Annotated in this window: 21 protein-coding genes; all 21 read right to left on the reverse strand. The window is 43.5% G+C overall.

What is annotated here, in order from left to right; genetic code table 11:
* Positions 1 to 1852 (reverse strand): N-acetylmuramoyl-L-alanine amidase family protein (locus tag AC1DBT_RS03885; protein ID WP_480018668.1); only part of this gene is annotated, 1852 nt, incomplete at its 3' end.
* Between the two features lie 179 nt (positions 1853 to 2031).
* Positions 2032 to 2685, reverse strand: coding sequence for a DivIVA domain-containing protein (locus tag AC1DBT_RS03890; protein ID WP_480018669.1), 654 nt, complete (start codon positions 2683 to 2685; stop codon positions 2032 to 2034).
* A 91-nt stretch (positions 2686 to 2776) separates the two neighbouring features.
* Positions 2777 to 3061: a YggT family protein gene (locus AC1DBT_RS03895; RefSeq protein WP_480018670.1), complete on the reverse strand. Its 285-nt coding sequence runs from the start codon at positions 3059 to 3061 to the stop codon at positions 2777 to 2779.
* Complete coding sequence (gene proC, locus AC1DBT_RS03900; protein ID WP_480018671.1) at positions 3061 to 3987, reverse strand: pyrroline-5-carboxylate reductase; 927 nt, start codon at positions 3985 to 3987, stop codon at positions 3061 to 3063. Before proC ends, AC1DBT_RS03895 begins: the two co-directional genes overlap by 1 nt.
* A 22-nt stretch (positions 3988 to 4009) precedes the next feature.
* Positions 4010 to 4720 carry a cell division protein SepF gene (locus tag AC1DBT_RS03905; protein WP_480018672.1) on the reverse strand — a complete coding sequence of 237 codons (711 nt, stop codon included), beginning with the start codon at positions 4718 to 4720 and terminating at the stop codon, positions 4010 to 4012.
* Positions 4721 to 4780: 60 nt separating this feature from the next.
* Entirely contained in the window at positions 4781 to 5560 is a 780-nt protein-coding gene (locus AC1DBT_RS03910) for a YggS family pyridoxal phosphate-dependent enzyme (protein WP_480018673.1), read from the reverse strand.
* An 18-nt stretch (positions 5561 to 5578) separates the two neighbouring features.
* Positions 5579 to 6388, reverse strand: a complete 810-nt coding sequence (locus tag AC1DBT_RS03915) for a purine nucleoside phosphorylase YfiH/LACC1 family protein (protein WP_061102910.1) — start codon at positions 6386 to 6388, stop codon at positions 5579 to 5581.
* A 15-nt stretch (positions 6389 to 6403) separates the two neighbouring features.
* Positions 6404 to 7537, reverse strand: a complete 1134-nt coding sequence (gene ftsZ, locus AC1DBT_RS03920; protein WP_006302644.1) for a cell division protein FtsZ — start codon at positions 7535 to 7537, stop codon at positions 6404 to 6406.
* Between the two features lie 370 nt (positions 7538 to 7907).
* Positions 7908 to 9074, reverse strand: coding sequence for a cell division protein FtsQ/DivIB (locus AC1DBT_RS03925; RefSeq protein ID WP_480018674.1), 1167 nt, complete (start codon positions 9072 to 9074; stop codon positions 7908 to 7910).
* A 9-nt stretch (positions 9075 to 9083) separates the two neighbouring features.
* Entirely contained in the window at positions 9084 to 10496 is a 1413-nt protein-coding gene (murC, locus tag AC1DBT_RS03930) for a UDP-N-acetylmuramate--L-alanine ligase (protein ID WP_480018675.1), read from the reverse strand.
* A 126-nt stretch (positions 10497 to 10622) separates the two neighbouring features.
* Complete coding sequence (gene murG / locus AC1DBT_RS03935; protein WP_480018676.1) at positions 10623 to 11744, reverse strand: undecaprenyldiphospho-muramoylpentapeptide beta-N-acetylglucosaminyltransferase; 1122 nt, start codon at positions 11742 to 11744, stop codon at positions 10623 to 10625.
* Complete coding sequence (locus AC1DBT_RS03940; protein WP_480018677.1) at positions 11734 to 13305, reverse strand: FtsW/RodA/SpoVE family cell cycle protein; 1572 nt, start codon at positions 13303 to 13305, stop codon at positions 11734 to 11736. Before AC1DBT_RS03940 ends, murG begins: the two co-directional genes overlap by 11 nt.
* Position 13306: 1 nt before the next feature.
* Positions 13307 to 14788 carry a UDP-N-acetylmuramoyl-L-alanine--D-glutamate ligase gene (gene murD / locus AC1DBT_RS03945; RefSeq protein ID WP_480018678.1) on the reverse strand — a complete coding sequence of 494 codons (1482 nt, stop codon included), beginning with the start codon at positions 14786 to 14788 and terminating at the stop codon, positions 13307 to 13309.
* A gap of 24 nt (positions 14789 to 14812) precedes the next feature.
* The gene (gene mraY, locus AC1DBT_RS03950) at positions 14813 to 15844 is read right to left on the reverse strand and encodes a phospho-N-acetylmuramoyl-pentapeptide-transferase (RefSeq protein WP_480018679.1); all 1032 of its coding nucleotides are present in this window, start codon (positions 15842 to 15844) and stop codon (positions 14813 to 14815) included.
* Positions 15838 to 17286 carry a UDP-N-acetylmuramoyl-tripeptide--D-alanyl-D-alanine ligase gene (locus AC1DBT_RS03955; RefSeq protein WP_480018680.1) on the reverse strand — a complete coding sequence of 483 codons (1449 nt, stop codon included), beginning with the start codon at positions 17284 to 17286 and terminating at the stop codon, positions 15838 to 15840. Before AC1DBT_RS03955 ends, mraY begins: the two co-directional genes overlap by 7 nt.
* Positions 17287 to 17422: 136 nt before the next feature.
* A complete protein-coding gene (locus AC1DBT_RS03960; protein WP_480018681.1) occupies positions 17423 to 19180 on the reverse strand; it encodes a peptidoglycan D,D-transpeptidase FtsI family protein in 1758 nt (585 codons plus the stop codon).
* A gap of 132 nt (positions 19181 to 19312) precedes the next feature.
* On the reverse strand, positions 19313 to 19762 hold the full coding sequence (locus AC1DBT_RS03965; protein ID WP_480018682.1) for a cell division protein FtsL: 450 nt from the start codon (positions 19760 to 19762) through the stop codon (positions 19313 to 19315).
* Positions 19763 to 19919: 157 nt separating this feature from the next.
* Positions 19920 to 20879, reverse strand: a complete 960-nt coding sequence (gene rsmH / locus AC1DBT_RS03970) for a 16S rRNA (cytosine(1402)-N(4))-methyltransferase RsmH (RefSeq protein WP_480018744.1) — start codon at positions 20877 to 20879, stop codon at positions 19920 to 19922.
* Between the two features lie 20 nt (positions 20880 to 20899).
* A complete protein-coding gene (locus AC1DBT_RS03975) occupies positions 20900 to 21331 on the reverse strand; it encodes a division/cell wall cluster transcriptional repressor MraZ (RefSeq protein WP_480018683.1) in 432 nt (143 codons plus the stop codon).
* 306 nt (positions 21332 to 21637) lie between these two features.
* The gene (locus AC1DBT_RS03980; RefSeq protein WP_480018684.1) at positions 21638 to 22597 is read right to left on the reverse strand and encodes a tyrosine recombinase; all 960 of its coding nucleotides are present in this window, start codon (positions 22595 to 22597) and stop codon (positions 21638 to 21640) included.
* A 177-nt stretch (positions 22598 to 22774) separates the two neighbouring features.
* Positions 22775 to 24430 (reverse strand): CTP synthase, encoded by a 1656-nt coding sequence (locus AC1DBT_RS03985; RefSeq protein WP_048596914.1) that lies wholly within the window; start codon positions 24428 to 24430, stop codon positions 22775 to 22777.
* Positions 24431 to 24566 lie beyond the last annotated feature (136 nt).

Consider the following 24566-nt stretch of genomic DNA (forward strand, 5'->3'; position numbering starts at 1 on the left):
AACCATCTTTTGTTTTTATCCAAGAGTTATACAGAAGACCTACATTCTCATCAAGCCAGTAGTCTTTATTATCATCGGTAACTTTGCCTGTTACCATCTTATGATCTTGGTTAAAGTACCACCACCTACCGTTATATACGGTTTGATACCAGCCTGTTACCAGAATGCCCTTGTCATTGGTACGCATCCACGAACCATCTTTTGTTTTTATCCAAGAGTTATACAGAAGACCTACATTCTCATCAAGCCAGTAGTCTTTATTATCATCGATTAGTTTACCGACTACCATCCTGTAGCTGTCTTTATTAAAGTAGAACCATTTACCACTAGGCGAAAAATACCAATCTGTAACAAGACAGCCGTTACCATCGGTACGAAGCCAATTACCTTGTGCATCTTTTGCCCAAGAGTTATACAGAAGACCAATATTACTATCTATCCAATAATGACGTCCACGAACAGCACAATCGCCGAAAATAGCATAACCAGTTGACGGATCCGCGTACCAACGTCTGCCATTTATGGCGTTAAACCAACCTTTTGCAGTTCTGCCCGTAGAATCTACGTAATACCATCCATGTGAATCCAGCTGCCAAGACCCAATACTAAATCCTAGATAATGAGCTTTTTCGTCGGTGTATCGGTTAATGTAACCCTGCCAATATATCTGCTTATCAGAGTAAATATTTTTTACATTATCTATAACAGCATCACAAATTGCAGCAATCAATTGCGCATCATTCATAGAATTGTTGATATTGGCGCGCTTGAAGAATTTATTACAACCCCAATAATGACCTGCATTAAGGCTTGAAATACCGCCACCTTTTCCAAAAAGGTTAGCCATACCCCAAACTAAGCTCTTAAAGCTATCTGAGCGTTCATCTGCGTTAATACCAAAAAAGGAGAGACTCTTCTTTACACCATCTGATCCTGCATAATAATTGTGATAGGCATAGTAATCTTGCAGGCGTGAGAATGTATCGGGCGAAGCCGCGTACGCGCTGTGCCAGGCTTGATTAAGATCATTTCCAAATTGCGTAAATGTTGAGGTATTTTTATCAAAAACATCGGGCGTCGAAAAATCCCAGTTGTATTTTTCGCCTACGGTAGCAAGCATTTTGAACGTTTGAGGATCGTAATTGTATACTTGCTTCATAAACGTTTCGAGACCATAACGACGATCAAACTGATACGCGCCAAGCGCGTTATACGAATCGCCCGCTCCAAAGCCATGATCGTAATTGCGGCCACTCTCCCACTTTTGAAAATAAGTCATTTCTGAAGGAAATGACTTATAGTGTAAAGCAAAAGGAACATCATAAGAATTTGCGGCGCTACGCACCACTGAAGTAAGCGCCTCGCGCGAGTGTTGTTCTTGAGATGAATCTGCTACGTTGTTTTTCAAAAGATCGTTCTTGCTAACATCTTGTGCTGCACGATCGGAAGCTTTAAGGTGCTTTACAAGGGGCTGTTCTGAAGTTTGCGCATCTGAAGCATCTAAAACGGCAGAAGCATTATTGAGCTCTTGTGATGCACCTGGTAACGTTGTTGAGCGTGTCTTGGATGTATCAGAAGTCTGTTGTTGAGCAGCTCTGTCAAAGGCTTCACCAGAAGTGTTATGAGCGTTTACGGTACGCTGTAAATCGTGCGCATCGGGCAGAGTACGCGTTTGAGCATTAGATTGCATAAAGGGCTTGTGAACTGGCGCGGCATAGGCATATGATGCGCCAATCGAAGCTCCCGTAAGACATAATCCTAATGTAATTGCACTGCAAGCAATATGCATGGGTGCAAAAGTACGCTGTGACGCCATGTGCTTATGCGCTTTACTAGATACTAGTTTCTTCAAAACACATCCTAACCTAAAAAAAATTAATAAAAGCGCTTACGTACAGCGCGTTTACGTGATACTTGTTCACTAACCTTTTCATGATAAGCATAGTGTTGTTGACTATCTATACGTAAGAGTAAAGCAAAATGATTTCGCTTTACTCTTATGGCATAACATTTATAACGAACTTAAGATTTCTAATCTAAGTCGGAAAAATCTCCTGAGAGCGCAACTGCGGACTTAGAAACATCCTGGTTTAAAGACTGAACCGCTTGTGCGTTTTTATCCAATGCATTCAAAGCGTCTTCGGTGGAAGCATCCTTTTGAGGAAATACAGAATCAGCATCGTCGATAAAGTGCTGCAACATCTTTTTATACGCACCGCGGAAGCTTTCGCGAGATTGCTTAAGACGATCGATCTCATCAAGCTCGGTTTGCTTTTCTGCCAATGCCTGACGAATAACCTCGCGTGCTTTTTGATCGGCCTCGTTGCGAATAGCGTCTGCATTGGTACGAGCCTCGGCTAAGAGCTTATCGGCGCTTTGTTGAGCAACAATAAGGACTTGTGAAATTTGCTTTTCAGAGGCAGAAATAGTGGGCGACTCTGGGGCAACAGGTGCTTCAACATGCGAAGCTTGTTGTTGCTTAAGGCTTGCAAGCTGTGCTTGACTTGCTGCAAGCTGCTGCTCGGAATTGGTAAGACGACCTTTAAGATCGGCAATTTTCTTGAGCATTGCGTCTACTTCAACAGAAAGCTGATCTAAGAAGTTATCAACCTCATCAGTATTGTAACCGTGTTTTTTATCCTCTGAGAACGTCATATGTTCTATATCAGCTGGAGTAATGGCCATCTTTGTTCCCTTTCAACTATGCCAATGATGTACAAAGATACAATCATCATATCAGGTATTAAGCAACTTATCCATGCTTTTTTAGTATAACCTAATTATAAACCTTTAGAATTAAATCTTTAACAATTTGTAGAACTAATAGTGCAATAACGGGCGAAAAATCCACACCGCCCAACGAAGGCATAAATTTACGAAAAAGTTGCAAGTACGGCTCCGTAATTTTGCGCAAAACCTCGGCTATATCACTTAGAAGCGAATTTTGACTACGCGACATAATTGGTACCCACGACATGAGCGCCGATATAATGATAAGCCATGAATACACTTCTATAAGCTGGTCGAGTATGTACACAATCATGAATGAATGATATCCCATTAGTGCTCCTTGAGCTGGTATGTTTTCTTCATTGCAGCGTCAACACCACACGAAACAGCATCCATAAGACCGCCTTCCATAAAGCGCAAGCCTTGAGCCGTGGTACCTGCTGGCGATGTAACGCGTTCCATAAATTGACGAGGATGAACATGCTCATCTAACAGTTGACGCGCGGTACCTTGCATCGTGTAGAGGGCTAAATCACGACACACATGAGCTGGAATACCCCATTCAACACCACTGCGAACAACAGCATCTATCATAAGTGCAAAAAATGCCGGTCCACATCCCGAGATAACGCCTGCAACGTCGAGTTGTTGCTCGCTCATAAGGTAGGCGCAACCAAATGCAGAAAACATGTTGTGCACCAAAGACGCATCTTCGTGCGTAGCCGATACGTCAGGACATACAGCGCACGCTCCGCTTAAAGATTTAACGCAAATATTAGGCATAACGCGTACCAAACGAGCTTGCGGTAAAAGTTTTGAAAGCGTATCAAGCGATACACCAGCAGCAATACTTACCACAAGTTTTTGAGCAAGCGAGGGCGCAAGCGGGCTTATAACCTGCGTTAATACTTGAGGCTTTATAGCTACAATAACGCAATCATAAGAAGACTTGAGCATATCAGCCGCGTTTGTATAAACGTGTGCGCCTCTTTGTTCAAATGCATCAAGCGCAGACGCATTTATATCGGCAATTGCTAAATTATGGGGCTGCACAACCTGACTATCAAGCAGTGCAGAAGCTATAGAAGATCCCATAGCGCCCGCACCAATAAGCGCAACAGAGCAAGGAGAAGGCTGTGCGGCTTTTTGATTGCTGGTTGCGGTCGCAGCCTGGTTGCGCGCAACGTTTTCTGTTGGTGCACTGGTATGAGTGTCTCTATCAGTGCTGCTAGAAGTATGAATGTTTTGATCTATCAATGAATATACCTGCACTATTCCATTATCGCGACATCGTGCTTTGAGAAATCAACTTAAGGATCTCATCTTTTGAGATCTCAACACCTTGAGGAAGTACCACAAACACACGATCTGATACTTCGTCAACACGGCCTGAAATACCGCAGGTAAGACCTAAACAAAAATCGAGAATACGCTTAGCAGTTTCGATATTGGTGTTCTTAAATACCAAAACAACCGGCTGATTCGTACGAACACGACGCACAACCATCTGAACATCGTCATAAGACGCAGGCTTTAAAATATAGGGAGGAAGCTGACCCGAGGTTTGCGGACGAGGAATGGAACGAAGACCCAAGTCACCTGGCGTTTTTCCACCCGTTGTATTGCCAAGCACCGAATGCGCAGTTTGAGAGTAAGCGTGCGTCTCGGGCATCTGCGTTGTTTGATCTGCAGGATAATACCTATCTTGTCCTGCATACGCAGAAGTATTACCGGCATAGCTTTCCTGAGATGTACGCATTCTTTGTCCATTATAATAATCGGCGCGAGGAGCCTGCGAAAGTGGCCTACCCGAACGAGTAAAAACGTTTACGCTTTCGGCCTCGGGACGACGCGTATTGCCCAACACGCCCGATGAATTTTCACGACGGGCAGCCTCTGCCTCATCGTCGTAATAATCATCGATGTTATCCATGTCATGCCCGGTGCGAATAGTTCTAATTCTATCTTTTAGTTCGTCAAATAAACTCATGGTATATCCACCTTTCTCCACTAATGGAGCATACCTTTTTCATGTTTACAAAGTTACACGCTATGCGGTAACCTTGTAGTTTTTATCAAACACAATCCTACCTAATCTAATAAGTGTTGAACCTTCTTCAAGCGCAATTTCAAAATCGTCGCTCATGCCACATGAAAGCGTAGAAAGCTCAAGCCCTGTTTGCGCTCTCAATGCTTCGCGCAGCGCAAAAAGTCCAGCAAATGATCGACGAGCAGTGTCGGGGTCATTGCGAGGAGCCATATTCATTAAGCCTTCAATATGAATGTGCTCCATGCTCATAAGCTCATCAAGACATTCGTATAAGTCTTTGCTTGAAAAGCCCGATTTAGAAAGCTCGCCCACTACATTAATCTCAAGCAAACAAGAAACATGTAAGCCCTTTGTACATGCATGTTTATTAAGCGCGCGCGCAAGTTCCAATGATGAAACCGATTGTATGCGACAACAATTATCTAAAACCATATTGATCTTGTTAAGTTGCAAATTGCCAATCATATCAAAGCGCAGCGTGCCTTGTTGGATAGCTGAAGTAAGTGCTGATACTTTATCACGAAGTGCTTGTGGTCTATTTTCGCCGAAAAGCGTATAGCCAGCGCGCGATGCTGCTAAAATTTCAGGCACATCAACCGTTTTTGAAACAGCACAAAGCTGTATGTCATCTAAACTACGGCCAGATTTTTGCACAGCATTTGTTATGCGTTCACTTAAATATGCTTTTCGCTCACGCAAAAAAGCGGTATACGCATCTTCTGCCAAAACGTCTTGTGCACGGCTGTGAGCTGTATGTTGTTCACAATTTTCAAGCGTCATAATTGAAACTTGCCTCGTTCACTTGGGTTGTTCTAAATAGGCGCACGCTGCATGTCTACCGCATTTTCCATGCTCTTTACGATACGAGAAAAAGCGATCAACATGAGAATAGGTGGAAACACCAGCATTACATATATGCTCAGGCGCAACACCATCTTCTAAAAGCGTAGCTTTTATAGCTGCATACATATTAAGATTGCGCGTACCCATTTTAACCTGATCACCAAACTCGGTTACAAAGTCTGCAATGAGCTCTGAAGATACTTCGTAATCTGCAGCTGCTATATGTGGACCCACATACACCAAAACGTCTTGAGGCCCGCAATGTGCCTGTTCGCAGAGTTTATGAAGAACAACACGCGCAATGCGTGCACGCGTACCGCGCCAACCTGAATGAGCAACGGCAAAAGCAGTACGCGCAACAAAAATTAAAGGAACACAATCGGCAAAAGCCAGCATAACAGCAACGTCTGGAACGCTACAGATAATTGCATCGCAACCCTGTGCAATATCACGTCTAATACGCGCACTTTCTTGTTCGCTCCACGAACGCACACATACAACAGACGTACCGTGCACTTGATGAGGAACCAAAAGACGCGAACACATCTGCTCAGCACCCATGGCTTTAAGAACACGAAGACGATTTTCGCTGACATGAGCCATATCGTCACCCGTTCTGCTGCCTAAATTCAGCGACTCATACCAACCCTTAGAGCATCCACCTGTTCTTTCGGTAAAAGCAAGGTGCACACCATAAGGGTGATTTTGATCCTCAAGCAGTGTAACGCCTTGAGAGGTATGACGAACCAACTGAGCTAATGCCATAAACGCTTCCCCTTTTTACAAACGGGAGTGTTTTAAGAATTCGGGAATGTCAAATTCTTTGTCGTTATTAGAAGCGTTACGCGACGGAGCAGGAGCCGGCGCAGACGTACGAGTAGAAGCAGCAGGCTTTTGACGTGAAGAGGTCTGCGTACGAGAACCCATGGTAAGTGTAGGCATAGTTTGAGCCGAGTTAACATCTTTAAAACCAGTTGCAATAACGGTCACGCGAACTTGGTCGCCCAAAGATTCGTCAACAACGGTACCAAAGATAATATTTGCTTCGGGATCAACCGCGTTAGCTACAAAATCGGCAGCATCGTTAATCTCTTGGATGCCTAAGTCTTTATTACCTGCAATAGAGAGCAAAACGCGTGTTGCGCCGTCAATAGAGCTTTCAAGCAAACGAGAAGAAATTGCCTCTTCCGCAGCGTCAACTGCACGATTATCGCCTGACGCTAAACCAACGCCCATAGTTGCCGTACCAGCACCGCGCATGGTGGTGCAAACGTCGGCAAAGTCGAGGTTAATAAGTCCAGGTACGGTAATAAGATCGGTGATACCTTGCGTACCTTGACATAAAACATCATCTGCCATACGGAAAGCGTCAATAAATGAGGTCTTTTTCTCGGAAACGTCTAGCAAACGATCGTTAGGAATTACGATAAGCGCATCAACATTATCAGAAAGTGCTTGAATACCATCGATAGCGCGATTTGCACGAGGACGACCCTCAAAGGTAAAGGGCTTGGTTACAACACCAACGGTTAGAGCACCAATATCATTTTTTGCGATATCAGCAACAACAGGGGCTGCGCCTGTACCAGTTCCGCCGCCTTCGCCTGCGGTAATAAATACCATATCGGCGCCTGCTAATGCCTGCTTAATTTCATCGTGAGAGTCCTCAGCAGCTTCGGCTCCTACCTCAGGGTTTGCACCTGCGCCAAGGCCACGCGTAATATCTTGGCCAATGTGAACTTTGATGTCGGCATCAGAAATTGCCAAAGCCTGTGCATCGGTATTAACGGCTACAAACTCTACTCCGCGAATACCTTCTTCGATCATGCGGTTAACTGCATTTGTACCGCCACCGCCAACGCCTACAACCTTAATAACAGCAAGGTAGTTACTTGAAATATCAGTGTCTTGCATGGTTCCTCCTTGTTATTGCCATGAGTTAAACATAGACAAGTTAGTGCGTGACATAACGTATGCTGCATACTAAAGTCTAAACCTCTTGTTAACATACAGTGTTTATATCAAGCGCGTTATAATTGCACACTTAAAATCGCTTTGTCAACATATATGTACGTTAGATGAAGCGTGCAGGTAAAACGATTAGAAAATAAAGACGCCGATACAGAAAGTTTACTTGAGAGTTGAGGGTTTATGCACATAGGCGCTACCTTAGATGCGTATTACGTGCACAATTATTATGCAACAAGAAACTTAAAACATAGGAACCAGCAATATAAATACATCCATGCGATACTGAAATATATAGTGTACGTATGCGATACGCTTAGGAGTTAACGCCTCGACCTTGTTTTACGCTGTCCGATTGTACCATGCGATATGACGGCTTGGATGGAACACGCACGTTAATATAGGTAAGTTTCCCCTCGTATTTACTTAAAATTTCGCGGATAATGCGCTCTTTGGTGGGTACTTGTGTTGCACTACCAACCGAGACTTCTACACCTGAAGTAAGGGTCAACGTTATGCTTTCAGGGGTTGGAGCGCTATAACTTGCTACCATTTGCGAAAATTCAGGTGAAAACTGATGACGATACGACTGAATCATAGCAATCGTTTCATCGGTTGCAGCAGCACCTGGCTGCGGATTTACGCTTGCTGGCAAGTCACAAAACGCAACGGTACCTGCTTCGTGAGCTTTAGTAAGCGTCTTCTCTTTAAGCGAAATATTATCATCTGATTTAGGAAGCGAGATAGGCTCAATCCATACATTATCATTGCCAAGGGTCCACACAACATTGCTTGAACCAATTAAAACGTAGGCATCGATCGCTTTTTCATCAACAGAAATGTCCAATGAAGCAGGAAACTTCCGCGTAAAATGAACCTGTGAAACCCAAGGATTTTTCTTGATTCTGTCTGCGATTTTCTTTTCGTCGAGATTAAAAAGCGTTGTCCCGTCCTCTATCTGTGCAAGCTGAGCTATATCTTGTGCAGAAACGTGCTCAGAATCATGAGCTACAACAGAAGTAATCGTACAAATTGGCACATGTAAAAGAACAAAATAGCCTATACCTATAACAACCAAGAGAGCAACAAGCGCACTGAAAAGATGAATTATATGGTGAATACTTAAGCTGCGCAGCCATGACAACAAGTTAAACGGCTTGCTTGCAGAAGCAACTGACGCGCGTGATCCCCGAGTGCGCGGTATTTGACCTGCCCTATTGGAAGCAGACGAAGTCAAAAAGGAAGGAACCGAAGAATCCGAACCTAAAGCGTCCGATGATGCAGTAGCACCTGTTGTGCGCTTAGAAGATGATATAAATCTAGAAGCAATACGAGTGAAAAAGGTTTTGTGAGAAACCAAACCAGATCCCTTTGAAAAACTGCGCCTACCCTCAGAAGTTGAAGTAGTTGACGTGCGAGAAGACGCAAGTGAACGCGGCTTTTTTGAACGCGGCGTTGGTTTTCTTTGAACCCTATCAGACACGTATCTCAACTACTTTCCGTTTGCGTCTTGCTCTTGCTTTGCTTTGATAAATGCCGGACCTATTACCGTTACGTCGCCAGCACCTTGTGTAATAATCAAATCGTGAGGACGCGCAATAGAAAGTAAATGCGCAACAACGTCTTTCTTTTGAGACACAAATGTTACATTGCAATGCTTTGTTGAAGCCTGAATTTTTTCGGCGAGCATCATGCCATTTACACCAGGAATAGGAGTTTCACCTGCAGAGAAAACCTCAGTTACTATCAAAACATCAGCGTTTTCAAACGCATGAGCAAATTCGTCTTGCAAATTTTGCGTACGGCTATACCGATGCGGCTGAAATACGCAAACAATGCGATTAAATTGGAGGTTTTTAGCAGCAGCGAGCGTTGCTTTTATTTCGGTTGGATGATGTCCATAATCATCAACCACACATATATCGTCGATATCACCTACATGCGTAAAACGACGATGCGCGCCCTTAAAATTGCTCAATGCTTGCGCCGCATGTTGTAAGTTAATGCCCAAAACATCTGCAACCGCCAGAGCTGCTGTAGCATTTAAAACGTTATGTTTTCCTGGATTAGCAGGTAAACTTATTGAAAACTGTGAGCCATCTGGCACGCTAATGTCAAAATTATTACGAATCTTGTGAGTTTGAACAGTTTGTTTGCAAACGTAATCACAAGACTCATCAAAACCATACGTAACAACACGTCGATGCGTTGAGCGCGCAAGCTCTACACAGTGGGGATTTTCGCCGCACACAATAATGGTACCAGCATCGCCCACCAAATCCATAAACTCACAAAACGTATGTTCGAGGTTGTTCATAGTTTTATAATGATCTAAATGGTCGGCTTCGATGTTGGTAATAACAACCACATTGGGGTGAAGATACAAAAAAGAACCGTCAGACTCATCAGCTTCGCACACAAAATAGCCACCGTTACCATTTTTACCATTGGTTTTGTATTCTTCAACGATTCCACCAATTAAAAATGAAGGGTCTTTACCTACATGATCAAGCATGGTTGCAACCATTGATGAGGTGGTTGTTTTGCCATGCGTACCTGCAATGGCAACCGTTGTTGCATGGTGAGATAAATACGACAGCATTTTTGCACGAGGCCACACAGGAATGTTGAGCTCACGAGCACGTACAACCTCGGAATTTGTAGCAGGAATAGCCGATGAAATAACTACAACCTCAGGCTCAACTTCATCAATTGTTTGAGCATGATGACCAATGTGCACATCAATGCCAGCGTTTTGCAAACCACGAACATACGACGACATTTTGAGATCTGAGCCACTTACAAAGCACCCCCGTTCGTGCAGTACAAGCGCTATTCCGCTCATACCAGCACCACCAATCCCGATAAAATGTGCGCGTTTGATTGATGAACTTGGTGTAATCATAGGTTTTCTTCCTTTGTTATTGCGTGCGTTCACGTAATTTTACCGTATTATAGGCATATTTTTTTCTAAGCATACACTTTTGTATATAGATGACATATCATCTAAAGCCAGTAAGCGTGATCCAACTTACATCCCTGCTGCGCGCTGCACCTGATCAGCAAGAGCACAGGCGGCTTTATCTTGCGCAAGTCCTCGTGCGGCAAGGGTTAAGGATTGGCGCAAACTTTCACTTTCAAGCAGCGAATTAAGCCGGTCGGTAAAGTATGTGCTGTCCAGATCGTTATCACAAACCATAAAAGCGGCGCCTGCATCTACCAAACCACGAGCATTGATTGTTTGATGATCGGCTGTTGCCAAAGGATACGGAACTAAAATAGAAGGCTTTGCAAGGGCGGCAAGCTCGGCAATAGAAGATGCGCCTGCACGAGAAACAACCACATCGCAAGCGGCAAGAACTTCGCCCATATCGTTAATATACTCAAGAACATGCCAGCGTTTTTGCTCTTCTTCAGTTAAATTAAGTGCAGCACATGTTTGCTCATAATCAGCTTTTCCAGTAGCGTGGATAATATAAAGATTATCATGAGCCAAAAGCTCGGCTTTTCGTGCGGCAATCTGTTCGTTAAGATGCTTAGCGCCCAAAGATCCACCAAAAATAACCAAAAGAAGCGCATCTTCTGGAATATGATAGGTGGCACGTGCGCGTGTACTATCAGCATGCAAAACGCTTGATCGTACAGGATTGCCCGTTACAACAATTTGTGTATCAGCGCCAACTTTACCCTTAAATGCATCAATAGCAGCAGGAAATGAAACGCAGACACTTTTTGCATAACGCGCAGAAAGCTTATTCGCAAGCCCAGCAATGCTGTTTTGCTCGTGAATAATCAAAGGAACTGTATGTTTTTTACACCACGAAACAAGCGCAAGCTCAACATATGCGCCAAAGCCTACGCAAACATCTGGCGTATCGTGCTTAAAATACGTAGCTAGCACATGCTCTGCTCGATAGATATGCCACAGCGCACTTGCAAGCGTCCAGGGATGACGTCGATTAAATCCGTTTACACGAATAGGGATAAAGTCAAAGCCAGCTGCTGGAACCAAGGTAGCTTCAAGTCGTGTAGGCTGTCCTACAAATACCACGCGGTGTCCACGCGCGCGTAATTCTTCTGCAAGAGCAAGAGCAGGATTAATATGTCCTGCAGTACCACCCGCGGCAAGAGCAACATATAATTTATCTGCCACGTCTATCACTCCTTCGTGATGAATCATTTCTTAAACGCTCACGTGCGCTTGGAGCAATGCTAATGCGCTGAAACCCACGTGCATTGGTAGTTATATGCATATGTTCGTCGTGCATATTCTTTTGACCAAATTTTTGTCGATAGGATAATTGTTGCACACGTCCTTGTTCTGATGAAGCAGTCTTTGGAGCATCCACCAAGAAATCGGGTGCAAGGCTGAGATCAGCGCGAGCACGATCGTAAGAAGTTGTTGGAAGATGCGAAGCTCTTGAAACAGAAAGTATAAGTCCTACCAGCATAAAGCTTGAAATAATGGATGAACCACCATAGGAAACAAACGGAATTGGTTTACCAGAAAGCGGAAATAGACCCAACACGCCTGTAATATTCAATAACGTTTGAACCACAAACAAAAACGTACAAGCAATAACTATGAGTTGGCCGTGTAAATCGGGAGCATGCTCGGCAATTCTAAGACCAGCATATAAGATAATCCCAAAGCAACATAGCACAACAAGTGCACCTACAAGGCCTAATTCTTCGCCAATAACAGAGAAAATGAAGTCGTTATATGCCATAGGTAAATAGCCGTATTTTTGTTTTCCCATTCCAACGCCTACGCCAAAAAGGCCACCATGTGCAAAGGCATAAAATCCCTGAATAAGCTGGTAACCAAATTTATCAGGGCTTTTCCACGGATCCAACATTCCTAAAAGGCGTAGCTTAGAATATTCGTCTTTAAGCGAAAGACCAATAAATCCCACTATACCTAAACCAATAAGCGCAAGACACGAATGACCAGAAATCCCTGCATATAACGCCGTAATAATAAACGTGCAACAAAGAACCAAGGTTGTTCCTTTATCGGGCTGAAAAAGGATAAAGATCATAGGAATACCTATAAACAAAACGAGCTGTTTAACATAGGCGTACATATCATATTTTTTGTAGGCATAATCTACGGTTAAACGCACAAAAATAAGGATGAGAACAAATTTTGCGAACTCTGACGGCTGAAGCGTAAAGCCGGCAAGAGAAATCCAACGCGACGCACCTCCCGAACCGTGGCCGATTGCAGGAACAAAAATCATCAAAAGCAAACCAAAGACAATACAAGCAATTGCTGGTAAAAGCTGAAAAATCAAAAGATGATAATCAACACGCGAAATCACAAAAGCAAGAATGAGCGCAATTACTAAAAATATCGACTGACGGAACAAATAGAATGCAGGATTATTGCCCTGCACGCTATTAGTAAGCGCCACAATAGACGATGCAGAAAACACCATAAGAATTCCTATGGCTGTTAAAATAGCAACCGCAGTTACAAATAAAATGCGTGGCTGCATAAAACGTGCAGGAACGCTTCTGAGCTTATCGGCAAAGCTCAGCTGTGGACTGCGTGTTTTACCTGCCTCAGCGCTAACGTGTGCTTGCGCGCGGCGGTCAAGGCGTACGCGTGAAGTTTGCACGTGATCTTGAGGATGAGATCGGTCTGCTGATGCGCCTCTTTTGGTATATGCACGTTTGCGACGCCGAGCGGATTCGTTTGTTCTTTGCACCTTAACTCAATTTCTCGTTATCAGATGTCGCACGCAATTCGTGGACAAGTTTTTTGAAATATGTGCCACGCTCTTCCATATTATGAAATTCATCAAACGAAGAGCACGCAGGAGAAAGTAAAACGGTTGTATGTGGCTTTGCATGTGCAACAGCGCAATCGAATGCATCGCGCAGATGTGGAACGCACGTCACAAATGGCAACGCAGTTGTAGTTGTAACGTTGCACGTGTCAGATACATCATGTGTATCAGGCGCTCCTTGTGCATGCTGTACCGATACAAGCTCATGATAGATCCGCTGCCCTGCTTCTCCAAAACATATGGCACCTTTACATTTTCGCACAACTTGATGAACAAGCGAACTTAAATCGGTTTGTTTATCATGACCACCCAATAAAACAATTGTTGATCCATTTGGAAATGCAGTAAGTGCTTTTTCAACCGAGTCGGTATTGGTGGCCTTGGAATCGTTGACAAATGAAACGCCATGTACCGTTGCAACATATTCAAGACGATGTTCAAGCGTGGTAAACGTTTGTAAAACCTGACGAATGGCGTCAACTGATACCCCAATAAATAAGGCAAGCGCGGCGGCGGCAAGCATATTTTGTATATTATGGATGCCTTTAAGTGCGGCTTCTGATGTTTTGATAAGAGGCGTAGTAGTACCATTTAAGCGAACGTAAAGCATGGAATTACTACAATATGCTGCCTGCAAAGTTTTGGGATCCTGCGAGGTATCTATGCAGACAGGGTTTAATCCTCGCTCAACAAGACGACTATAAATAGCCTTACAATACAGGTCATCACGAGAAATTATAGCCAAATCATCTGTGGTAAGATTTGCAAAAATACGTTCTTTAGCTGCAGCATATGCCTGCATCGATCCATGCCATTCAATATGATCAGGTGTAATGTTAAGTAAAATTGCGGCGTGCGGATGAAGCAGATTTGTTTCGGCAAGCTGAAAGCTTGATAATTCTGCCACAAACCATGTATCAGCTAGATGATGATCCACTTCGCCTAAACAAGCACGACCAATATTACCAACCGCACAGGCTTGCTTATGATCGGCGCGAATCATGTGATCAATAAGGGTTGTTGTGGTAGTTTTACCATTTGTTCCGGTAATTGCTACCCACCTTTGTGGACGACAACGCCACGCAAATTCGGGCTCGCCAATTACTTCGCGACAATGCGCACATGCTGAGGTATACAAAAGAGCATGTGGAGGAATTCCAGGTGATGCAATGCATAGATCAAAATCTTCTGTTACCTGCTCAGAAGCAACAATGCTAAGCCCTTGTTGAGCGAGATGATCCAACTGAGGCGATGAAGGCATATGAGTGCTTCCGGTATACAACACGAGCTTTGAAGCATATCCAGGGTGTGCGCATAAGTAAGCCGCAACCACCAAACCAGTTTTTCCAGCACCAAGAATACAAACAGAACCCAACGACTTGGGCTGCACGACATCCAACATAGTTTTTTATCCCCCTATGAGCACTTAACGAAGCTGAAAATACAGTGCAAATCCAAGTGCAGCAAACGCAGACGAAACAATCCAAAAACGTATAACTACCTTGGTTTCTCCCCACCCAAGCTTTTCAAAATGATGATGAATGGGAGCCATGAGAAATACACGTTTTTTGAAAAAATGAAAACTAACTACTTGAATAATGACCGAAATAGCTTCGATAACAAACAAACCACCCATTATGAGAGATATAACTTCGGTTTTGGTAAGAACCGCTAACGCTGCAAGCGCACCGCCAAGTGCAAGCGATCCTGTATCGCCCATAAAAATGGACGCTGGATAACAGTTATGCCACAAAAATCCAATGCAAGCGCCCGCAATTGACGCAGCAAAAATAGCTAAATCAACCTCATTGCATAAAAATGCAACCATAGACATACAAAGCATAACCACAAGAGAGCATCCACCAGCCAAGCCGTCAAGACCATCGGTTAAATTGGTGGCGTTTGACATACCAGCCATAAGTAAAAAGACAAATACCAAATAAAGCCATGGGACACTTATGAGCGTGCCTTGAATAGTAAACGTAGTAGAAAGCACACCCAAATCGAGTGAAAAGTGACCCGGAAATGAAATAACAGGCGAAACATCACAGAAATTAACTGCTGCAAGACAAAAAACAATGCAAATAATAACCAAGCCAAGCATTTTCTGCGATGCAGTAAGTCCAAGTGAGCGTTGATGAGAAACCGACTCCATATCGTCTAAAAATCCCAACAAACCCGTTGCAAACAGAGCAAACATAGCCAAAGAAGCTCGCATCGACCAACCTGATAACAAAACAGACGTAATGAGAATGGAACATAAAATAACGACGCCACCCATAGTAGGAGTTCCCTGCTTAACTAAGTGACCCTTGGGACCATAGGCTCTAATTTGTTGTCCAAAACCTTCTATCTTCATAAGACGAATGAACAGTGGCATTAAACATGCTGCCATACAAGCAGCTATCCCCACAGCTAAGAAGACCTGATATGTGGGGTACATAGGATTTCCTAGCATGAAGCGCTCACTCCTTTCACAAATTTATCTAACTGAGCACTTCTAGATGCTTTTACCAAAATAACATCATCTTCGGTCAACAAAGGTTTCACTTCTTTAAGAGCTTCGTCAACATCTTTTACATATATCATATGCAGCGCAGGATAGCCCATAGTAGAAGCAGCTTCTCTCATCTCGCGTGCATTTTCGCCACCAACAAAGATAATCAAATCCACCTTACATGCAGCAACATATGCGCCAATATAGCCATGTAAACGACGAGCATGAATACCCAGCTCGCCAACTTCGCCAAGCATTGCAATGCGTCTACCAGCGCACTCACAATGTTCAAGCGTCTTTAAGGCCTGTGCAATACTTGCAGGAGCAGCATTATAGCTATCGTCAATAATAAGCGGCGTATGAGGTTTTTTTATTTCTTCCATACGCATATGTACCTGCTGCATATTCTCAAGCGCTGCAATTGCTTTATCGTATGAGACGCCAAGTATTTCACAGACACGCAAGGTAAAAGCTGCATCCATAACGGATGCACGACCAGCCTCAGGAAGGGTCAAATCGCGTACACATCCATCTGAACAGATTAAGCTTGTCGAAGCTTTGCCCACTTCGTCTAAATCGACATACATAATGTTAATAGCCGAATCTGAGGTTTCTCCCACCAAAGAAACTGCAACATCTGCTGGTTGAGCATAAGCTTCGGAGATAAATTGCGTAAAATCATCCGTGTCATGCAAAATAAGTTCTGGACGCAAACGACGCGATCTCTGCGGACACATCGGCCCTATAATTTCTGCTTTGGCCTCAGCAATTGCTTTGCGCGAACCCAAAAGGCCTAAATGACTGGTACCAATATTGGTAATGATAGAAATCGTAGGCTTTGCAACAAAAGACATGCGTGCAATCTCGCCTTGATGATTCATGCCCATCTCGGCTACAATAACTTCGGCGTCTGAGGGAACATTAAGAATGGTAAGCGGAAGCCCAATAAGATTATTGAGATTTCCTTTTGTTCCATACGTGCGAAATGTGGTTGAAAGTGCTGTTATAAGCATATCTTTTGTGGTAGTTTTTCCACACGATCCGGTAACTCCTACAACTACCCACGAAGTGTTTTGATCTCTCCAAAACGTAGCAAGGTCGAGCAAAAATTCTTGTGCGTCGTCATAAGCAGCGCGCAAGAGCAAGCACGAATGTTCGGACGCAAGATCTACAAGCTCTTCAGGAGCCTCAGAGGTTAGAACAACGCATGCAGCACCTGCTCGTATAGCAGATGCGGCATATAAATTACCATCCGTTTTTTCACCGCGAAACGCCACAAACATACCTTGTGGCGCAACAGTTCTAGAATCGATCGTGACGCTGCTTATACTCGTGACTTCTGCATGACTACATACATACGCACGCGTGACTTCCACGATTTCATCTGTCGTACACGTTATCATAGTACCTTCTTTTGTTGAGCCGCAAAAGGATGGATTGCACAGTCTTCCTGCAATTTTTATCCTATCCATTTACGTTGAGCATAAAATAGTACGGTAAATTTTTTACTTATACCTTATCTATAGTAATTGACTATGGTTATTTTTGCTCGGAAATATTTAAATCGGTTAGCGCTTCCCTCATAATTTCAGAAAACAGATATGCCGAAGATGTTGCGCCCAAATGCGGCGTTCCATCAAGGCCTACATACAATAAAATTTTGGGGGATTTCGCCGGTGCATAACCAATAAGAGAACTCATAAAACTGTCATGAATATATCCACCGTTAGGTGATGCCTGCTCACCCGTACCTGTTTTACCAGCAATATCATAACCAGGTACCTGCGCTTTTCTTGCGGTACCTTCCTTGACAACGGTTTGTAGATAATCAGTCATGATATCTGCAGTTCCCTTGGAAATAGACGTGCCCTTTGCTGGCCAATTTGCCTCTTCACCTGCCGTGCTCAATAAAAAGTGCGGTGTATACAAAGTTCCCCCATTTGCAACAGAACCTACTGCTTGTACCATCTGTATCTGAGGAATTGCAAGCGACTGTCCAAAAGCCATTGTTCCAAGTGAGGCGCCGTCGTATTCTGTTCGACGCTTTACCAGACCCTTTATTTCACCAGGATAATCAATGCCAGTTGGCTGACCTATTAAAAAGTTATCCAAACCAGCGGCAAAGGTGTCAGAGCCAATATAGTTTTGTGCAACATAGGACGAACCAACATTAGAAGATCGACGTAAAATTTCGCGAATGTCCATATATGCAGCTACGCGGCGGTGATCGTCATCCGTAACGGTATCAGAACCCGATTTTATGGATGCAGGTATATCAAAAATTTGAGTAGGCGAAATCTTTTTACTATCCAAACCAATAGACATAGTGAGAATCTTAAAAATTGAACCCGGCTCGTATAACGATGAAACAGATTTTAGATTAAGCGAACCCTCAGCAATATCATTGGCATCAGTAGGATTAAACAAAGGTGTTGAACACATAGCCAATATTTCACCATTTTGCGGATCGGTTGCAACAACAGAACCCGATTTTGCGTGATAATCTTTAATTCCTTGTGCTATAACATCTTCTGCTTTTTTCTGGATATTAATGTCTAGAGAAATAACAATATCGTTTCCATGTTGAGCAGGAACAACGTGAGGGTGATCCCCCGCAATAGGCGTTCCTTGTGCGCCTGCTTCAAAAATCATCTCACCGTCTGTACCTTTAAGTGTATCGTTATAGTAAAGCTCAAGACCCGATAAACCATCACCATCGGCGCCAACCATACCTAAAACCTGTCCAGCAACACTACCATAAGGATATTCACGTTTAATATCGGGAAGGAGAAAAACGCCTTCGATCTTTGCATCTGCAAGACGCTTTTTGATTGTTTTTGCATCTTCGTTACTAATTTTTTTAGCAACATAAGAAAACGTTGTGTTGCCATTAAGCGAATCTACATAATCATCAGCAGAACCGCCAAGCACATCGGCAATAATGTGTGCCGCGCCACTTGGATCTTTAACCTGTTGAGGATTACAATAAAGCGTTTTACATTCACGACTAATGGCAAGCACATTACCATTTCGATCGTAAATCGTGCCGCGTCGAGCAAAAAGCTTTACCACATTAGTGCGCTGCGTTTGCGCCATATGAGTAAGCCGTTGAGCATCAACTACTTGCAGCCATACAAGACGCGCTACTACACAACAGGTAAAAAAGACAAAAATTGCAACAAGTTTAAAGGTAGTTCTCGAAAAATAGGCATCATTATAAGTATGAGCAGACGCTTGAGCTGATGAGCGTCTTTCGTCATACGATGCACCTCGTACAAAATCACGTCCGGATCTCATAACATACCTTACATACTAGAAATTAGCCGTACTAAATTTATCTATGTATTCCAACAAAGAAATAAACATAAGAGTACATTCTATGATACAAGATTGTCTGCAAGCACACATAATTTTTGGTGAATATTTCCACTATTGTTGAGAATTCTCGCTTACATCTGAAGAAGGCTCGGCGATGTTTATGGTGTCCACTTTCTCGGGCAACACCATACCGTAGCTTTGCGTTGCAATTCTTCCGATACGATTAGAATTAGCCAGAATAGAACGCTCAACCTTTAGTTCACTGTTCTGCATTTGCGCTTGCTCAATTGTTGAGGTAAGCACTTTATTGTGTTGAAGTGCAGAAACAGAGGCACTCAAAAGGGCAACGCGCACAAAACCGATTGCCACAAAAAGCATCACAATGCTTATTACAACTTTTACGTTAAAGAGGAATTGCAGGCTTACGCCACGACGAACGGAAGCGTCAAGACCTCCACCTTCTACAACTCCAAATGACGGACGGAGCCTAGGCGCCACACGAGCTTGTCGCTCGGGGCTTAAAGCCTCATAATCAACTGCGACATTGTCTCGGTACCCCATGAAAACCCCTTCTAAATTGTGCTGCACGTAGTGCGTGAGTAGTTCGTTTTTTGTTTGTAGTTCGTTTACTGCTTCGTTTTAAGTTCCTGCAGCACATACCATAAAGGTCATCTGCATATGCGTATACGCTTGCGCGCACACGCGGGCAATCACCTACTTACAGATATGTTGTGCGCTGTGCCGCGCGCAGAAGCGCACTGCGAGCACGAGGATTGCGCTCAACCTCGTAAGGTGTTGCAACAAGCGGTTTTTTCGTAAGAATATCCAATACCGGCTTACGTCCACATACACACACGGGAAAATCGGCAGGACACACACAACCTTGTGCGTATTCACTCAAAATGTGTTTTACTAGCTTATCTTCAAGCGAATGATAGGCAATGATGCAAATTCTTCCGCCTGGATTAAGCCAGCGAATTGCCTGCTTAAGTCCTGTTTCTAGCACGTCAAGCTCATGGTTTACTTCAATACGAAGCGCCTGAAACGTTTTACGTGCCGGATGCTTTCCATGACGTCGTGCCGCGGCAGGAATTGCGCGCTTGATAACTTCAACTAATTCTAAGGTCGTTCGAATGGGCGAAAGTTTGCGCTGCTCTACAATGACGCGAGCAATACGCGCGGCAAACTTTTCATCACCATAGCTTCGTAAAATCCGAGTGAGGTCGGCTTCGTTATAGGTTTGTATGACCTCTGCTGCAGTTAAAGTGTTATTCCTCGGATCCATACGCATATCAAGCGGAGCATCTTCGTGATACGAAAAGCCCCTTTCGGCCACGTCGAGCTGCGGTGACGAAACACCAAGATCGAACAAAAAAGCATCAACGCCTATTACCTGCGCTTGCACTAATAAGTTGTCGAGCTGAGAAAAATTGCCCTTTAAAAACTTATACGTTACGCAAGGCGCAAGACGATCCATGCGCGCAGATGCAGCTTTAAGAGCCGCGTCGTCTTGGTCTATACCAAGTGATAAACCATCAGGCGCAACGTGTTGTGCCAAAGCTACCGTGTGACCAGCACCGCCAAGGGTGCAATCACAGATAACATCACCAGGTTTAAGCGATAGCGCCTGTTCTACCTCGGTGAGCATCACGGGAACATGCCGATATTCAGATGTCAAACTGCTCATATCCTTACGACCTAGTCTTCAAACATCAAGCTCTCAAGATTGTCATCAAATGCTTTTGTCTGATCTTCAAATTTGGAAGCATTCCAAATTTCAAAATGATCATCAACGCCTACGATGGCAACCTCGCGCTCGATATTGCATGCACTAAGACGGCTTGCATCAAGCTTGCCCAATGCAAGACGACCTGCACCGTCTAATTCGAGCGTGAGTGTACGCGATAAAAGACCTGCACGTAGAGCGACGTCTTTTCTGTTACGAGGGTTGATTCCTCCGGGGAAAAAACTCTCTATCCACGCGCGATGGCTTTCAGGAGTAAAACCGTAAATGCAATCGTTGAGAGGAACAAGACAAACAGTCTCGCCTAGTTGTTTTCTAAAAGCAGAAGGAAGCATAATGCGTGACTTGGCATCAAGCGTATGTTTGTAGGTACCAGTCAAATACATGTGATCCTCCTTTCAACCTTTAGAGATAACTCTCCCGCGGATTACGCTTTCAACTATACGCACTTCCTTAACACTTCGCAACACTTTGTTACATTTTTTGACACACAATTTGATTTTTATGACAAAAACCGATTAAACCCATCTAAAAGGTGAGGCATTTTTGGATATATAGGGGGTACACATGTTTGTGCACACAATCATTTGCAGATTATGAGAAATCTTGTACTATTTACTATGAATTTTATATGTGTTTTTTATGGACCTACAGCTCAGAGGTGTAAATGCTGAGGCATGAGAGTTTTTTGACTATTTTATCCGCGCGCGTGGATGAGCCGCCATATATTCACTACGAATATGCGTTAAATCAATATGTGTATAGAGCTGCGTTGTAGAAATAGATGCATGTCCCAAGAGCTCTTGAACAATACGCAAATTCATGCCACCTTCGAGCATATGCGTGGCATAACTGTGGCGCAAGGTATGAGGATGTAAACCCTTAATGCCAACGTACCTACCATAGCGCTCTACCAGTGCAAACACCGCCTGACGAGAAATACGGGTACCGCGTACGCTTAAAAAAACTGCGTCTGTTGTTTTAGTGCCGCATGCTAAAAGAGCACGCCACTTGGCGCAATAATTTTTATAGCTTTCAAGCGCCGTTCCCAAGCATGGAACCAGGCGCTCTTTAGAGCCCTTTCCAAACACGCGCACCAGCTCATCTGAAACCAAAACATCGCCTTGATTAAGACCGCACAGTTCCGAAACGCGAAGACCACAGCCATAAAGCATTTCTAATATTGCTTTATCGCGATAAAAACATGCTTGTGGTTTCAGCGAAAGTGCTTTTCGAGCTGTAAGTTTTGGGGCTGGCAAAAGAGTCGGCTTAAACGGATCGTCTAACAGATGGATAATTTGATCTTGAGTGAGCACATCGGGCAAATGAAACGATTTTTTGGGAAGTTTTAAATTGGTGGTTGGATGATTTTCACAAATTTGCTCAACAACCATAAATTTATGAAAACCTTTAATTGATGAAACAGCACGTTGAACCGTAGAAGAAGACATGTCCTCATGGAAAAGATGTGCAATATACGCTTCAATGATCTCGCGCGTAACAGCTGCTGGCTCCTTAATACCATGAGATCGAAGAAAAGCAAGATACAATGTTAAATCGTGATTATACGAATGTAGTGTATGCACCGAATAGCCGCGCTCGATAAGCACGTAGTTAAGATATTCTTCTTTAATGGTGTCAAAAGTATCCATAGGTATCAGCTCACACACAAAAGCACGGCAATAAAAAGGTATGGTACAAAGCACAAGTACAAAGCACAAGTACAAAGCACAAGGCACAAGACACAAAGCATAAAACACAAAACATAAAAACGAAAACATGTGCACGGTGCAAAAAAACTCAAGTGCAGATGCACTTGAGCTTTTTGTTTAATTCATGTCGCGAGGAGCTACCACACTTGTGCGCTCAACACCTTCGTGACGAGCAATAGAGGCACGAACAAACTCTCTAAACAACGGTGCAGGATTAGTTGGACGGCTCTTAAACTCTGGATGTGCCTGACTTGCAACAAACCATGGGTGAACGTTTTCGGGCAATTCAACCATTTCTACCAAACGATCATCAGGCGAAAGACCAGCAATAATAAGGCCAGCATCTACCAGTTGTTTACGATATGCATTATTGACTTCATAACGATGACGGTGACGCTCGTATACCAACTCTTGACCGTAAGCCTCACGTGCCAAAGGACCTAATACCTTGCAAGGATAGGTGCCTAAACGCATGGTACCACCTTTATCGGTGACCTCTTCTTGCGATGCCATAAGGTCGATAACAGGATGAGACGTTTGAGGATTAAATTCAGACGAATTTGCATCTTCAAGATGGCAAACGTGGCGAGCAAACTCAGAAACAGCAACTTGCAATCCAAGACAAACTCCCAAGTACGGAATCTTACGTTCACGCGCAAGTTGAGCAGAAAGAATCTTTCCTTCTACACCACGGCGTCCAAAACCACCAGGAACCAAAATACCATCTGCATCTTCAAAAACTTCGTCGAGGTTAGAAGCATCAAGCTCTTCTCCGTCGATAAGCGTAATATTAACATGGCGACCAAAATACACGCCCGAATGGTGCAATGCCTCGATAACCGAAAGATATGCATCGGGTAGTTGCGTATATTTTCCAACTACTTTAATCTCGGTTGTATCTTTATGGGCATTTGCCTTTTCCATGGCGCGGGTAAAGTCGTTCCACGCTTCCATATGGCTTTCGCGAACTTCAAGACCTAATTTTTCGCATACTTTTTCGTCAAAGTGTTGTTTTGCTAAATGCATAGGAACTTGATAAATAGACGGACAATCGGAATTTTCAAAAACGCAATCCTCATCAACGTCACAAAAATGCGCAATCTTAGCACGAATAGCAGCGTTTATCTCGTGATCTCCACGACATACAATTAAATCGGGTTGTACACCCATGGAGCGAAGCTCTTTAACCGAGTGTTGAGTAGGCTTAGTTTTAACTTCGTGAGCAGCAGAAATATAAGGAACCAAACTTACATGAATAACAAGTGTTTGACCTGGTCCTTTTTCTTTTCTAAATTGACGAATAGCTTCAACAAAAGACTGTCCTTCTATATCACCTATAGTTCCTCCGAGCTCGGTGATAACAACATCAGCTTGAGTTTGCTCTTCGATGCGCTTAAAACGTTCTTTAATCTCATTAGTAACATGAGGAATAACCTGAACCGTTCCCCCCAAAAAGTCACCAGCGCGTTCGCGTGATATAAGTGACTGATAAATGACGCCAGTTGTAAAATTGGAATTAGCGGTAAGGTTTTCATCAATGAAACGCTCGTAATGACCAAGGTCAAGGTCGGTTTCTTTGCCGTCTTCGGTAACAAAAACTTCACCGTGCTGAAATGGGCTCATAGTACCAGGGTCTACATTTAAATACGGATCTGCTTTTTGCATCATCACTTTATAACCGCGAGACTTCAAAAGTCTTCCTAAGGAAGCAGCAGTAATGCCCTTTCCTAATGATGAAACCACACCACCGGTTACAAATATATGCTTTGTCATAATGATTTTTGCCTTCCCGTATACCTGAAATTTACGAATAATAATTCCTACGGGACTCCATATTACAACACAAGTAGCATGTAATACACGACATATTTCGTTATACACCGAAGGACTACATTTACTAAGCTATATC

This window comes from Fannyhessea sp. C0108B2 (genome assembly GCF_056583915.1).